This is a genomic window from Bacillota bacterium, assembly GCA_040757085.1.
In the GTDB taxonomy this organism is placed as follows: domain Bacteria; phylum Bacillota; class Sulfobacillia; order JACIYH01; family JACIYH01; genus JACIYH01.
In genome coordinates, this window is record JBFLXJ010000030.1 from 1 (window position 1) to 13,977 (window position 13,977).

A 13,977-nucleotide genomic window follows, 5' to 3' on the forward strand; every position below is an offset into this window, starting at 1 on the left:
TCCCATGCCGAACACGGTCGTTAAGCCCTCCAGGGCCGATGGTACTTGGCGGGGGACCGCCTGGGAGAGTAGGTCGGTGCCGGGAAACTTTCGCAAAACCCCCGCGGGACGAACCCCGCGGGGGTTTTGCCTTCGGGAGACACGTGCTATATATCGGCAGCGTGCGGAGGGGGGAGATCGTGGGGGAGGCACTGAGGTTTCCGCCCGGGTTCTTGTGGGGAACGGCCACGTCCTCGCACCAGGTGGAAGGCGGTAACGTGAACGACTGGTCCGAGTGGGAGCAGCGTCCCGGGAGGGTCTGGGGCGGACACCGGAGCGGACGGGCGTGCGACCAGTTCCACCTGTACCCACGGGATTTCGCTCAACTGGGGGAGCTGGGCTTTACCGCCCATCGCTTTTCCCTGGAGTGGAGCCGTATTGAACCGGAGGAGGGCCGGTTCTCGCAGGAGGCGGTGGACCACTACCGACGGGTCGTCGACGCCTGCCGGGAGAGCGGGATGGAGCCCTTCGTAACCCTTCACCACTTTACCAACCCGCTCTGGCTCAGTCGCCGGGGAGGCTGGCTGAACCGGCGGGTGGTGGATTGGTTTGCCCGGTACACGGAAGTGGCGGTGCGGGCCGTGGGGGATCGGGTCACCTGGTGGCTCACCCTGAATGAGCCGCTCGTATTCGCCACCATGGGTTACCTGACGGGCATATGGCCGCCGGGGCACCGGAGGTTCGGGGAAGCGGTGACCGTGGTGCGTCATATGCTCATGGCCCACGCCCGCGCCTACCGGGTCATCAAGGAGCATTTCCCGGCAACGCAGGTGGGGGTGGCTCACCACCTTCGGCCGTTTCACCCCCTTCGTCCCCGCTCCCTGATGGACAGGTGGCTGGCAGCCTTCCTCGACCACGTGTTCAACCGGCTGTTCGTGGAAGCGGTCGAAACCGGCCACGCGGGTTGGCCGGTCTGGGGGTGGTTGTCCCCGGGGAAGCGGGGGGTTGCCGGTCTGGCGGGCAGCCAGGATTTCCTGGGACTGAACTATTACAGCCGGGGGCTGGTGAGATTTGCGGTCAATCTTGCCGCTGCCGCTACCCAGCCTCCGCCTGCCGGGGCGGAAGTGAACCAGCTGGGGTGGGAGGTGTACCCGGAAGGACTCCTGGAAGTGCTGCGCTCGCTGGGCAGCCACGGGAAGCCCATCGTGATTACGGAAAACGGCATTTGCACGGACGATGACGGTCAGCGTGTGCGCTTCATCCAGAGGCACCTGGAGGTTGTCCACCGGGCAATCCGGGAGGGCATTCGCGTGGTGGGTTACTTCTACTGGTCGAGCCACGACAACTTCGAATGGGCGGAAGGGTACCGGGCCCGCTTCGGTCTCATCGGAGTGAACTTTGAAACCCAGGAGCGGACGGCCCGACCCAGTGGCCGCTTCCTGGGGCAGGTGGCCCGCACGGGAGTGTTGCCGCCCCTCGACACGTTGTCCGGATGAGTGCGGAGGCAGGCGGGGCCGCCCGAGGTACCAGGCCCGCAGGGCGTGGGTGGCGTGGTCAATCTTCTGGAGGTGTGGGCGTAGCTTCGGTCAGGGCAGCGTAGAGTGCGGGCTGGCGATGAGCGAACGCGTCGGTACCGGGTACGATGGCTTTGTGGCGGGCCAGGCAGAGGTGAGCCTGGCCCGCTATGCTCTGGTCGGTGCCGGTGAAGGCCTGGGCCAGGATGCGGCCGTCGGGATCCACCACCAGGCTCGCTCCGCGAGCATCTACCCCGGTCCGGGCTGCATCCGCGGGTGTCCCACCCCTGCAGGTGTCTCCTGTGCGGATGTGGGTGCCTCTTGTGTGGGCGCCGGTGCACCCTGAGACGGGGGTGGGTGCGTTGGCGGCGACCACGAACACCTTGTTTTCCGCTGCCCGGGTACGGGCCACCAGTTCCACCAGATCGGCTGGCAGTGAGCAGGGCCAGGCCAGCCAGTCAGCGCCCAGCAGGGCGAGCACCCGGGGCACTTCCGGGAGCAACGCCTCCCGGTCGAGCATCACCCCCACCCGGCCGGCGGGGGTGTCGTACACCCGGCGATCCAGGGACAGAGAGCGGTCTACCACCACCTCCAGGTCCGGTGTCTCCAGGCGGCTCATCAGTTCCCCTCCGTTCCGCCACGCCAGGATCCTCACCGGCGGGGCCGCGTGCCCTTGTCCGGGGTCGAAATGGGGATCGGGGTTCCCGGGCAGGGGGCTGGCAACCACGGCGGTGGCACCTTCGCAGGCCAAGCCGTACAGGAAAGAGGAGAGCAGATCTGGTCGGGAAAGTTGCAGAGCTGCCAGGCGCACCACCTCGGCGGTCGGGGCCGGTGGGGAGGGCAGCGGTGCGGCCACCGGATTCGGGGATGCCAGCAGGGCGTAGGCGGCGGGCTGGCGGTCGCGCAGGGGATCGAAGTCGGGCCAGAGGGGGCCGGCGACCTGGGGCAGGGGAAGGTCCGCCCAGATCACTTCGGGGCTGGTGGAACCGGCCCGGGCCAGTATCTCTCCGTCCGGGGAGACCACCTGGCTGCGCCCGCAGTAGACCACGCGGCCTGCCTCCATCCCCACCTTGTTGGCTGCTGCGATGTAACAGCGGTTCTCGAAGGCCCTGACCCTGAGCATGTACTCCGCCTGGGGGTTGCTGAGGCGAGCGGGGTCGCGCCCCGAAGAGACCCAGCCGGTGAGGTCCAGTTGTAAACGGGCCCCCCGAAGGGCCAGCAGGCGGGGTATCTCCGGAAGGCGCCCGTCCGCGCACACGAACATGCCCACCTTCCCCCAGGGAGTGGAGGCCAGGGCGGGCGTGGAACCGGGAGCGAACCAGCGGCAGTCGAAATGCCACAGGAAGTGTTTGTATCCACGGGCTACCACCTCGCCGGTGGGCGAGAGCAACACGGCGCTGTTGAGGAGGGTACCTTCCCGCCCCGGCTCGACCAGCCCCAGGGCCAGGTAACAGTTGCCCCGGCGGGCCAGGTTGGCGAACATCTCCAGGACCTGGGCCGGAGGGCGCAGGTGTGTCTGGTGGTATGCGGCCAGAAAATAGGCAGGATAGGTGCATTCGGGTAGGACGACCATATCGGGCCGACAGGCCAGAGCCCGCTCGGTCATGGCCAGGGCGTGGGACAGTCCCTCTTCTGCCCTCTCGAGGTCGTAAGCCTGAAGCTGGACGCACGCTACTCTCATGGGCGGTGGCTCCTTTCGGGATTGCGTTGCGGGAGTGTGCACGGCTACTACGGGGAAGAACCGGCGGTACGCCGGCCACGGGGAGGAAGTGGCGGGTGATGTGCCAAATACAGGCTGACGGGAGGGATGGACGTGTTGCGCATCAGCCGGGAGGAAGTGGCAAGGCGCAGAGAACGGCTCCTGGAAGAGGCAGCGCGGGAGGGATGCCAGGGAGCTTGTATGTTCGGTCCCGTTGAGGTTTTCTACTTTTCCGGTTTCTCCTTCCTGCCCACCGAGCGACCGGTGGTGCTGGTGGTCACCCCCGAACCCCGGTCGGTGCTCCTGGTGCCTCGCCTGGAAGAGGAACACGCCCAGCGGGACTCGTACGCCGACGAGGTGCGGTCGTACCCCGAGTACCCGGGGCGGCGGCACCCCATGGAATTCCTGCGCGAGTTGCTGGTTGACCTCCACCTGGCCGGGAGGCGCCTGCTGGCGGACGCCGACGGATACTCCTCGGGTATGGGATACCGGGGCCCGCGGTTGAGCGAGATAGCGGGTGAAGAGGTGAAGGTGGTCGCCGACGCAGGTGCGCGTATGCGCATGGTGAAGTCCCCCGAGGAGATATCCTTGATCAGGGAAAGCGTGCGCTGGGGCAACCTGGCCCATGCCTTCCTCCAGGAGCTGGTGGCGCCCGGCCGCAGCGAGGTGGAGATCTCGTGGCAAGCCTCCGCGCGGGCCACGGATGCCATGCTAAGAGCGCTGGGGCCCCACCGGGTTTGCTGGGGGATCGGGGAGCCCGGAGCCGCAGCGGGGTTCCGCGGGCAGGTGGGAAAGGAGTCGGCACTTCCCCATTCTCTGACCACTGGGGCGGTGCTGCGCAGGGGAGACATCCTGGTCACGGGGGCGGGGGCGAACGTGGGTGGTTACCAGAGCGAACTGGAGCGCACCATGTTCGTGGGGCAGCCCGACGCCAGGGTGCGGCGCATGTTTGAACTCATGCTGGGTGCCCAGCAAGCCGCCTTCGACGCGATAAGGCCGGGGATCCGGTGCGCCGATGTGGATGAGGTCGTGAGGCGCTTCTTCGCCGATAACGGGCTGGAGGCGTACTGGAGGCACCATACCGGCCATGCCCTGGGCATCCTCGGACACGAGGCACCATTCTTCGACGCGGGGGATGATACGGTCATCGAACCCGGGATGGTGTTCAGCGTGGAACCCGGGATATACGTGCCCGGGCTGGGAGGATTCCGGCACTCCGACGCCGTGCTGGTTACCGGAGACGGGGTGGAAGTGCTGACTTACTACCCCCGCGACCTGGACAGCCTGGTATGTGAGGTGTAGCTTACGGCGCAGGAAGGTGCGTGCATGCCTGTTGTGGAGGCCCTGCTGGCATGGGAACGGTCCGGTCTGTGTTCGTTTCACACGCCCGGACACCGCCAGGGCAGAGAGGTGGCGGCTGAAGTGGCGGCACTCCTGCCGGAACGCCTCTTTGCGCTGGATGCCACCGAGCTGCCGGGGCTGGATGACCTCCACCACCCGCAGGGGATCATCGCCCGGGCCCAGCGCCTGCTGGCTGACCTGTACGGTGCAGACGAATCCTTCTTCCTGGTGGGAGGAAGCACGGCGGGTATCATGGCGGCGTTGCTGGCCGCGGGCGGTCCCGGGAAAAGGCTGCTCATGGCCCGCTACAGCCACCGGGCAGCATTCGCGGCCGCCATCCTGTCGGGGTGCCGGGTTCGGTACCTGCCCGAAGAGTGGTCCGGCGACGGTCTCCCCGTGGGGCCTTCCCCGGCGGAAGCGGCCCGGGCCGTACGGGATTGGCGTCCGGCCGTGCTTCTGCTGACCAGGCCCAACTACTACGGGATCGGGTTCCCCCTGGAGCAGGTGGTCGAGGCCTGCCGGCAGGTAGGGACGGTGCTGGTCGTGGATGAGGCCCACGGCGCCCACTGGGGGGTAGGGGGTTTGCCATCTGCCCTGGATGCCGGTGCCGACCTGGTGGTCCAGAGTGCTCACAAGACGCTTCCTGCCCTCACCCAGGGTGCCTGGCTGCACCTCGTCGGCTCCCGGCTGGATGGCGTGCGGTTGCGAGCCAGCCTGCGCATGGTGCAGAGTTCCAGTCCCTCGTACCTGCTCATGGCCTCCCTGGATGCGGCCAGGTGGCACCTGGGGCGGTGGCTTCCCGAGGCGACGGTGCACCTGGAGCGCGCCCGCCAGCTTCAGAAAAGGCTCGAGCGGGCGGGAGTATTTCTCCTCCCCCGGGACCTGCCGCCGGGGTGGGTGCACGATCCTCTCCGTCTGGTGGTGGACACGGCACAGATGGGGTGGGAAGGCCGGGAGGCTGCCAATTTTTTGCGGGAGGCAGGTATTGAAGTCGAGTGGGCCGAACCAGACAGAGTACTTATCCTCCTCGGTTTGCGTCCGGGCCCGGACAGCGACGCACTGGCGGAAGTCCTGACCCGGTTGCCCGGCCGGGGAACACGCACCGCGGTGGTCGGCGGCGTCGCCGGGGCTAGGGTTGGGAGCACGGGGATCGGGCCGTACCCCCGTCTGGAGGCGGTGACCGACCCAACCCGAGCCTGGTGGGCGGAGCAGGAAACGGTGCCTCTAGAGCGGGCGGTGGGGCGGATAGCGGGGGATATGCTCTACCTTTCCCCACCCGGGGTGCCGGTGGTGGCCCCCGGGGAGAGGTGGAGCGAAGAGGCTCTGGCTTTCGTGCGGCGCTGTCACGAGATGGGTCTGGTACCGGTGGGCCGACAGGAGCCAGGGATGGTCCGGGTATTGCGAGAGGAATAGGACCAGCGGGTGGGGGCGGGTCGCCGTCCCCCGGGGGAGGGGCTGTGGCCGTGGGGCATTTCATCACGCTGGAGGGACCCGATGGGGGCGGCAAGTCGACCCAGTTGAGGTTACTCTTGCCCAAGCTCAGGCGGCGCGGCTTTGAGGTAGTGGCCCTGGGCGAGCCCGGGGGCACGGCCCTGGGGCAGGCGATCAGGCAACTGGTCCTGGATCCCGGGCGGGTCATATGCCCCCAGGCGGAGGTGCTGCTGTATGCGGCATCCCGGGCTCAGGTGGTGCACGAGGTGGTGCTGCCTTCCCTGCGGGAAGGAAAGGTGGTCGTGCTGGAAAGGTTCCTGGACTCCAGCCTGGCCTACCAGGCCGCCGGACTGGGCATTCCGCCGGAGCACGTCCTGGAGGTAAACCGCCTGGCCACGGAGGGGCTGGAGCCCGACCTGACCATCCTCCTGGATATCGACCCCGGCTGGGCCAGGCAGCACCGCCTGACCGGGAATCCGGACCGCATCGAAGGACGCGACGAGGAATACCAGCGGCGGGTCAGGGAGGGGTTCCTGGATGTGGCCCGGGCCCACCCGGAAAGGGTAAAAGTGGTCGATGGCACTCTTCCGGTACGGGAAGTCGAGAGGATTGTGTGGCATTTGGTAGAAGAATCCCTGCACAGGGCAGGGCTCCTGTAGAGGGCCACAAGGTGAGGTGAGGGCGTGAAGCTGATCGTGGCCGTCATCCAGGATAAGGATTCCGTGCGGTTGCTGGAGGCCCTGGTGAAGAAGGGATACCGGGCCACCAAACTGGCCAGCACGGGGGGCTTTCTGCGCGAGGGGAACACCACGGTACTCATCGGGGTGGAGGATGGCCAGACGGACGAAGTGCTGGCCACCATCAGGGAAACCTGTCGGCCCCGTGAGCAGCTGGTAACCCCTCTTACTCCCATGAGCGGTCCCGCCGACTCGTACGTGGCTTACCCGGTGGAAGTGATGGTGGGCGGGGCCACCGTGTTCGTGCTCAACGTGGAGCGGTACGAAAAGATATGACGCCCCGGGAGCAACTCGAGGCCGCCCTGCGGGCAGGGCGGCTCGGGCACTGTTACCTGTTGTGCGGAGTGCGCAACCGCAGCGAGGAGGTGGCCCGCGGGGTGGCGGAGGCATACCTCTGCCTGGCGGGCGGCAGTGATCGTCCCGATGCGGCCCGGCCCTGTGGCACCTGTGCTTCCTGCCGGGCTGCCCGGCAGCATACCCACCCCGACCTGCGCCGCTGGGAGGCGGAGCGCGGCGCCTGGCGCATCGAGCAGGTGCGTGCCCTGATCGGGGAAGCGTTCCGCCGCCCCACCCTGGGTGAGCGCCGCGTGCACATCCTGGTGGACGTGCATCTTCTTACCCTGCCCTCGGCCAACGCCCTCCTCAAGTTGCTGGAAGAACCGCCCCCGGGGACCCTTTTCCTCTTGCTGGCCGATCAGGTCGCCGATCTGCCCGCCACCCTGCTTTCCCGCTGCCAGCTGCTCGCCTGGCCGCAGGAAGACGCCGGGAGGGCGGGGGCTTCTCTGGCGGAGGAGATCCTGGAGGCGACTGGGCGGGGCAAAGGGTCCCACCTCTTGCTGCTGGCCAAACGCCTGACGGACCGGGGTGAGGAAGTCACCGGGGAACTGACCGCAGTCATGCGGGACCGCGTGGTGCGTATGGTCAGGGAAGGGCAGGACGCCGATGCCACCCGGGCGTTGCTGCGAGCGTGGGAAGCGGTGGAGCGGGCTGCCACCAGGCTGGAGGCCCACGGCAATGCCCGCCTGGTTTGGGAATGCCTGCTCCTGGAGCTTGCCGACGTGTTCGCTGCTTGTCCCTGCCGCGCCCGCGGTTTATAATGCGGGGGGAATTTATGCAGTTCACGGCTGGTGAATCATTTGGCTAAGGTAGTGGCCGTTCGTTTTAGGCGCGTCGGAAAACCCTATCACTTCGACCCGGCAGGGCTCGACCTCGAGCCCGGTGACCGGGTAGTAGTGGAAACGGCGCGCGGGTTGGAGATCGGGGAAGTGATCTGTCCGGTGCGGGAGGTCCCCGATGGGGAACTGGTACAGCCTCTGAAGCCCGTGCTGCGGGTGGCCACGGAAGCCGACCTGCGCCAGGCAGAGGAGAACCAGGTCCTGGCCCGGGAGAGCCTGCGTGTTTGCAGGGAGAAGGTGGCCGCCCGCGATCTGCCCATGCACGTGCTGGACGCCGAGTACACCCTGGATCGCTCCCGCCTGGTTTTCTACTTCGTCTCCGAAACCCGGGTCGACTTCCGGGAACTGGTGCGAGATCTGGCCAGCAGCTTCCGCACTCGCATCGAGCTCCGGCAGGTGGGGGTGAGGGACGAGGCGAAGATGGTGGGAGGCCTGGGTCCGTGCGGTCGCGAAGTGTGCTGCGCGGTGTGGCTGGCCGAGTTCCAGCCGGTATCCATCCGCATGGCTAAGGTGCAGAACCTCTCCTTGAATCCGGGCAAGATATCGGGCCTGTGCGGCCGGCTCATGTGTTGTTTGCGCTACGAGGCCGACCAGTACCGGCCTCAGGCCGGAGAGGAAGCCGAAGACAAAGAGGCTGAGGAAGCTGGGGACGATACCGAACCGTCAGGAAACTGATTCCCCAACCGGCAGCAGGGAGGCGGTACTCCAGCGCTGGCAGGTTACCGTCCGGGGGACGGTCCAGGGTGTAGGTTTTCGCCCGTTTGTCTGGCGCCTGGCCACGTCTCTGGGGTTGCGGGGCTGGGTGGCCAATGCAGGGGTGGGAGTGGTCATCGAGGCGGAGGGGCCGCTCGGGGCCCTGGACAGTTTCGTGCGGGCGCTGCGTTCTCATCCGCCCCTCCTGGCCCGGGTGGAAGAAGTGGAAGTACAGCCGTTGCCCGGGCTTGCCGATCCCCCCGAGGGGGGATTCTATATCCTGGCCAGCCAGGGAGGAGCACCCGCCCAGGTGATGATACCGCCCGATCTGGCCACCTGCCCCGATTGCCGGCGGGAGATAGGCGATCCTGCGGACCGTCACTACCGGTATCCCTTCACCAACTGTACTCGCTGCGGTCCCAGGTTCACGGTGGTGACGGGCCTGCCCTACGATCGCGCCCGCACCACGCTGGCCTCTTTTCCCATGTGCGAACACTGCCGCCACGAATACGAAGATCCCGGGGATCGGCGTTTCCACGCCCAGCCCACCGCCTGCCCGTTGTGCGGGCCGCGGGCCTGGGTGGTAGATGCTGCAGGGCGCGAACTTCCCGGCCCCTGGGACCGGGTCACCCGCGAGTTGCTCCGGGCCGGGTACGTCGTGGCCGTCAAGGGCATGGGCGGCTACCACCTGGCCTGCGATGCTACATCCGAAGAGGCGGTGGCCCGGCTGCGGGAACGCAAGAGGAGGCCAGCTCGGCCCTTTGCCGTCATGTTCCCCGACCTGGAAACGGTGCGTGTTCATTGCCTCCTGTCCCCCCTGGAAGAGGAACTGCTCACCTCGCCTCAGGCCCCCATCGTCATCCTCCCCCGGCGGTCGGAAGCGGGAGCTCTGGCGTCTTCGGTGGCTCCGGGGCTGGATACCGTGGGGGCCATGTTACCCTATACCCCTCTGCACATCCTCCTGCTGGAAGGGTCACCGCCCCTGGTGATGACCAGCGGCAACCGCAGCGGCCTGCCCATCGCAAAGAACGAAGAAGAGGCGCTGACCCAACTGGGAGACATAGCTGATTACTTCCTCGTCCATAACCGCCCCATTTTCCGGCGCTGCGATGATTCGGTGGTGCGGGTGATGCCATCCTGGGGGCCATCGTGCCCCGGGGGATACGTGCAACTCGTCCGCCGCTCGCGCGGGTATGTCCCTGCGGCCATTTCTCTGCCCCTGCCTCCTGGTGCCCCCTCGGAGTTACCGGTGGTGGCAGCCCTGGGGGCAGAGATGAAGAACGTGGTGTGCCTGACCAGGGGGAACCAGGCTTACCTCAGCCAGCACCTGGGGGAGATGGACACGGTGGAAGGGGTGGAGAACCTGCGGGAAGCCCTTGGGCAGATGGCTTCCTTGCTGGGGGTGGAGCCCGCAGTGCTGGCCCACGACATGCACCCTACCTTCTCTCTGACCGGCCCGGCGCAGCAGTTCCCCCCCGAACGGCGGGTCAGCGTTCAGCATCACCACGCCCACCTGGCCTCTGTCCTGGCCGATGCCCAGGTGCCCGGCCCCGTGCTGGGCCTGGTGGCCGACGGGGTGGGATACGGGACTGACGGTCAAGTGTGGGGGATGGAGGTGCTGGTGGGATCGCTGGGAGGGTTCCGGCGGGCGGCTCATCTGGCCTACGTGCCGCTCCCCGGCGGCGAGGGGGCGATCCGCAACCCCCTGCGCATGGCGGTTAGCTACCTGCGTCACTCGCTGGGCGACGAAGGCCTGGAACTGGCCCGGCAACTTTTCGCGGGCCACGAACGGGAAGTCACCGCCACCTGGCACCTGTGTGCGCGGACGGGCCTGCTCTGCTCCAGCGCGGGCCGCCTGTTCGATGCAGTATCCGCCCTGCTGGGGATATGTCACCGCAATACCTACGAGGGCCAGGCGGCCATCGAATTGGAGGAGGAAGCGTGGCGGGCGCTTGCCGGGCGTTCGCCTGACGCGCTGCTGGCGGAGACCGTCCCGTCCCGGCTCTGCCAATCCGGCGGCGAGGGTTCCTTCCGGGACCGGGAGGGGGACTTGTCCTGGCGGTGGGAGCGCTCGGGGGAAGTATGGGTGGTGGATCCCGGGCCCCTGGTGACCGCCCTGGGACGGGAGATTCTGGCCGCGGGGAAGGATCAGGGGGCGCGGCGGCGCCTCGCCCTGCGCTTTCACCTGGAGGTAGCCGATATGATGGTCCGCCTGGCGTGCCTGGTGGCGCGGGAGGAAGGCCTGGACACGGTGGCCCTGTCGGGGGGCACCTTCCAGAACGGCCTGCTGGTCCCTTTGGTGGCGGCAGGGCTCGAGCGGGCGGGTCTGCGCTGTCTCCTTCCCCGGCAGGTACCTGCCAACGACGGGGGGATTGCCCTGGGGCAGGCGGCGGTGGCGGTCTGGAAGCTGGCGGGGGGTGAGGAGTTTGTGCCTGGCCGTGCCGGTGCAGGTGCTGGCTCGGGACGGTGACTGGGGAGAGGTGCAGAGTGGCGGGACCCGCCTGCGGGTGGCGCTGCACTTCGTCCCCGGGGCCCAAGCGGGGGACTGGGTGCTGGTGCACGCGGGGGTGGCCATCGCCGTTCTGGACGAGAAAGAGGCGCGGGAAAGCCTGGCCCTCCTTGGGGAGTTGAGTGCCGGCGATGGTCGTTGACCGGGCGGTGTGGGATAGGTTTCGGGACCCCCGCGTGGCCCGCGGGCTGGTGGCCAGGATCCGCGAAAGGGTGGCGCGGGAACTGGGGGGCCACGTGGCTCTTATGGAGGTGTGCGGCACACACACGGTGGCCATCTCCCGCACCGGCATCCGTTCCGCCCTGCGGGATGCGGTCACCCTGGTGAGTGGCCCGGGTTGTCCCGTGTGCGTTACTTCTGCGGGGGACGTGGATGCCATGGTGACGCTGGCCGCTTCCGGCCTCACCGTGTTTACCTTCGGGGACATGATGAGGGTTCCGGGAAGTTCTGCCAGCCTGGAGGCGGTGCGGGCCCAGGGTGGCCGGGTGAGGCTGGCCTACTCCCCTCTGGATGGAGTCCTGTATGCGGCTTCCCGCCGGGATGAGGAGGTGGTGTTCCTGGCGGTGGGTTTCGAGACCACGGCACCCGGGGTGGCCCTGGCCCTGGTGCAGGCCCGCCGGCTGGGCCTGGCGAACTTTTCCATCTACCCCGCCCACAAGCTGATTCCCCCGGCCCTGCGGGCCCTCCTCGATCAGGGCGAGGCGAACGTGAGCGGTTTTCTCCTGCCCGGACACGTATCCACCGTGATCGGCCGACGCGCCCTTTCCTTCCTGGCAGAGGAATACGGCGTGCCGGCGGTGATCGCCGGGTTTGAACCCGTAGACATCCTTATGGCGATAGATCGGCTCACCGGGATGATGGCCTCCGGAGAGGTCGGGGTGGTGAACATGTACCCGCGGGCAGTGCGCGAGGAGGGTAATCCCCTGGCCCAGCAGGCCATGTGGTCCTGCTTTGAGCCGGTAGACGCCACCTGGCGCGGGCTGGGGATGATCGGCGGGAGCGGGCTCGACCTGCGGGCGAGCTGGTTGGATTTCGATGCCCGCCGGCGGTACGGGGTGGAGGCCCGGGAGCCGGCTGCGGCGCGGTCCGGGTGCCGCTGCGGTGACGTGTTGCGGGGAAGCCTGCTCCCCCCCTGCTGTCCCCTGTTCGCCCGCGTCTGTACCCCTGCGTCGCCGCAGGGGCCCTGCATGGTGTCCTCCGAGGGCGCCTGCGCTGCCTACTTCCGCTACGAAAGGGGCGATGACGGTGACCGCCAGGGAGAAGGGGCAGGTGCTCCTGGCCCACGGTGACGGAGGGCTCCTCACCCACCAGCTGATAGCCGATCTTTTCCTGCCCCTGCTGGGCAATCCCGTGCTCAGGCGGCTGGAAGATGCGGCCGTGCTGGAGCTGGGTGGGGGCCGGGTGGCATTCACCACGGACTCCTTCGTGGTCCGGCCGCTTTTCTTCCCCGGGGGAGATATCGGGAGGCTGGCCGTGTGCGGCACCGTGAACGACCTCGCCATGGTGGGCGCCCGCCCCCTGTACCTGTCGGCCGGGTTTCTCCTCGAAGAAGGCCTCGACCTGGGCGTCCTGGAACGGGTGGTCGACTCCATGCGCCGGGCGGCGTCCGAAGCTGGGGTGCAGGTGGTGGCTGCGGACACCAAGGTGGTGGAGAGGGGCAGCGTGGACGGAATCTTCATAAACACGGCCGGGCTGGGGCTGGTGCCGCCGGGAACGGTGATCGGCCCGGAGGCCGTGCGGCCCGGGGATCGCCTTCTCCTGAACGGGCCGGTGGGAGAGCACGAACTGGCGGTTGTTCTGGCCCGCGAAAACCTGGGAGTGGAGAGCTCCGTAAGCAGCGATTGCGCAGCGCTGAACCATCTGGTGGCCGACATCATGACCTGCTGTCCGGGGGCGCTGCACTTCTTGCGGGATCCCACCCGCGGAGGCCTGGCTACCGTGGCCCGGGAGATGGCGGCCGCCTGTGGATTGGATTTTTACCTGGAAGAGGATTGCATACCGCTCACCGACGAAGCACGCGCCCTGTGTGACCTGCTGGGGCTGGATCCCCTGTATTTGGCGAACGAAGGAAAGTTCCTGGCCGTGGTGGATGCCGCGCAGGCCTCTCGGGTCCTGGAGGCGTGCCGGGCTCATCCGCTGGGGGCGGGGGCCAGCCTGGTGGGCGAGGTGCGTCCCGGTCGGGGCTATGCCTACCTGATCACCAGCCTGGGGGGTACCCGGCGCCTGGAGTTGTCGGCAGGGGCGCAGTTCCCCCGCATCTGCTAGGTCTGCCGTCGGTGAGACCACCAGGCAGCAGGTGAGCCTACGCGCGCCCGCCCCCTGCGGCAAGGAAGTACCGGCTCCCGTGGCGGTTATCCCGTGGCCGGAGCCGCCTCAAGTGAGAGGCATCACAAGGGCCGTGGGGTTTTATGGTTGCCGGGATATTGCAATGCTGGTTTTAAGCCGTTTGCAAGGTTTGCGTAATGGGTGCGCCATAAATTGTTGTTACAATTTGACCGGACATGTGAAACGTGTCACAACCCCCGCCGAGGTTCAGTGGTGCGCCTGCGAGATGTCCAGCGAATCCTGCATGCGGAGGTGCTCTGGGGCGAGGACCTGCTCGACAGGGAGGTCGTGGCCGGCTTCGGCTGCGACCTCATTTCCGATTCCCTCTTCTTCGCCACGCCCGGGACGTTGCTGCTGACGGGCCTCACCCACCCGCAGGTGGTACGGGCAGCCGAACTCATGGAGTTCTGCGGTGTGGTCTTCGTCCGGGGGAAGAGGCCTGCCGACTCGGTGGTCGATCTAGCACGGGACAAGGGCATACCCCTGCTTCTCACCAGGTTCCTGCTGTTCGACAGCTGCGGGCTGCTGTATGAGGCGGGGCTGCGGGGATGCCGTGCCCAAGAGCGCCGGTGAG

12 protein-coding genes, 1 rRNA gene and 1 pseudogene are annotated in these 13,977 nt (G+C 67.6%); 13 read left to right on the plus strand and 1 reads right to left on the minus strand.

The annotated features are described in order from the left end of the window. Positions 1–85: ribosomal RNA gene (rrf, locus tag AB1446_11395) — 5S ribosomal RNA — on the plus strand; the annotation flags it as partial. A gap of 94 nt (positions 86–179) precedes the next feature. Continuing rightward, positions 180–1,475: a family 1 glycosylhydrolase gene (locus AB1446_11400; protein MEW6547498.1), complete on the plus strand. Its 1,296-nt coding sequence runs from the start codon at positions 180–182 to the stop codon at positions 1,473–1,475. Between the two features lie 58 nt (positions 1,476–1,533). On the opposite strand, the gene AB1446_11405 is transcribed toward AB1446_11400, so the two are convergent. Then, positions 1,534–3,174: a nitrilase-related carbon-nitrogen hydrolase gene (locus tag AB1446_11405; protein MEW6547499.1), complete on the minus strand. Its 1,641-nt coding sequence runs from the start codon at positions 3,172–3,174 to the stop codon at positions 1,534–1,536. A gap of 126 nt (positions 3,175–3,300) precedes the next feature. Between AB1446_11405 and AB1446_11410 the strand changes: the two genes are divergently transcribed. The 11 genes and pseudogenes from AB1446_11410 (at position 3,301) to AB1446_11460 (ending at position 13,976) form a co-directional block, all read left to right on the plus strand. Next, complete coding sequence (locus AB1446_11410; protein ID MEW6547500.1) at positions 3,301–4,494, plus strand: Xaa-Pro peptidase family protein; 1,194 nt, start codon at positions 3,301–3,303, stop codon at positions 4,492–4,494. Between the two features lie 24 nt (positions 4,495–4,518). Further along, positions 4,519–5,946 (plus strand): aminotransferase class I/II-fold pyridoxal phosphate-dependent enzyme, encoded by a 1,428-nt coding sequence (locus AB1446_11415; protein MEW6547501.1) that lies wholly within the window; start codon positions 4,519–4,521, stop codon positions 5,944–5,946. Positions 5,947–5,996: 50 nt separating this feature from the next. Further along, the gene (gene tmk, locus AB1446_11420; protein ID MEW6547502.1) at positions 5,997–6,623 is read left to right on the plus strand and encodes a dTMP kinase; all 627 of its coding nucleotides are present in this window, start codon (positions 5,997–5,999) and stop codon (positions 6,621–6,623) included. A 24-nt stretch (positions 6,624–6,647) separates the two neighbouring features. Continuing rightward, positions 6,648–6,977: a cyclic-di-AMP receptor gene (locus AB1446_11425; protein ID MEW6547503.1), complete on the plus strand. Its 330-nt coding sequence runs from the start codon at positions 6,648–6,650 to the stop codon at positions 6,975–6,977. Next, a complete protein-coding gene (locus AB1446_11430; GenBank protein MEW6547504.1) occupies positions 6,974–7,798 on the plus strand; it encodes a hypothetical protein in 825 nt (274 codons plus the stop codon). Before AB1446_11425 ends, AB1446_11430 begins: the two co-directional genes overlap by 4 nt. Before the next feature lie 39 nt (positions 7,799–7,837). Next, a pseudogene (locus tag AB1446_11435) lies at positions 7,838–8,467 on the plus strand (stage 0 sporulation family protein). Between the two features lie 61 nt (positions 8,468–8,528). Continuing rightward, the gene (gene hypF, locus AB1446_11440) at positions 8,529–11,039 is read left to right on the plus strand and encodes a carbamoyltransferase HypF (GenBank protein MEW6547505.1); all 2,511 of its coding nucleotides are present in this window, start codon (positions 8,529–8,531) and stop codon (positions 11,037–11,039) included. Further along, entirely contained in the window at positions 11,008–11,220 is a 213-nt protein-coding gene (locus AB1446_11445; GenBank protein ID MEW6547506.1) for a HypC/HybG/HupF family hydrogenase formation chaperone, read from the plus strand. The genes hypF and AB1446_11445 overlap by 32 nt, the downstream gene beginning before the upstream one ends. Further along, positions 11,210–12,367 (plus strand): hydrogenase formation protein HypD, encoded by a 1,158-nt coding sequence (hypD, locus tag AB1446_11450; GenBank protein ID MEW6547507.1) that lies wholly within the window; start codon positions 11,210–11,212, stop codon positions 12,365–12,367. The genes AB1446_11445 and hypD overlap by 11 nt, the downstream gene beginning before the upstream one ends. Beyond that, on the plus strand, positions 12,324–13,343 hold the full coding sequence (gene hypE, locus AB1446_11455; GenBank protein MEW6547508.1) for a hydrogenase expression/formation protein HypE: 1,020 nt from the start codon (positions 12,324–12,326) through the stop codon (positions 13,341–13,343). The genes hypD and hypE overlap by 44 nt, the downstream gene beginning before the upstream one ends. A gap of 273 nt (positions 13,344–13,616) precedes the next feature. Continuing rightward, the gene (locus AB1446_11460; GenBank protein MEW6547509.1) at positions 13,617–13,976 is read left to right on the plus strand and encodes a DRTGG domain-containing protein; all 360 of its coding nucleotides are present in this window, start codon (positions 13,617–13,619) and stop codon (positions 13,974–13,976) included. The last annotated feature ends 1 nt before the right edge of the window (position 13,977 follow it).

What these genes read in the sequence shown, in the direction of transcription:
- AB1446_11405 (MEW6547499.1), bottom strand. Translation starts at nt 3,174, where the DNA reads ATGAGAGTAGCGTGCGTCCAGCTTCAGGCTTACGACCTCGAGAGGGCA.
- AB1446_11410 (MEW6547500.1), top strand. Translation starts at nt 3,301, where the DNA reads ATGGACGTGTTGCGCATCAGCCGGGAGGAAGTGGCAAGGCGCAGAGAA.
- AB1446_11415 (MEW6547501.1), top strand. Translation starts at nt 4,519, where the DNA reads ATGCCTGTTGTGGAGGCCCTGCTGGCATGGGAACGGTCCGGTCTGTGT.
- AB1446_11430 (MEW6547504.1), top strand. Translation starts at nt 6,974, where the DNA reads ATGACGCCCCGGGAGCAACTCGAGGCCGCCCTGCGGGCAGGGCGGCTC.
- hypD (MEW6547507.1), top strand. Translation starts at nt 11,210, where the DNA reads ATGGTCGTTGACCGGGCGGTGTGGGATAGGTTTCGGGACCCCCGCGTG.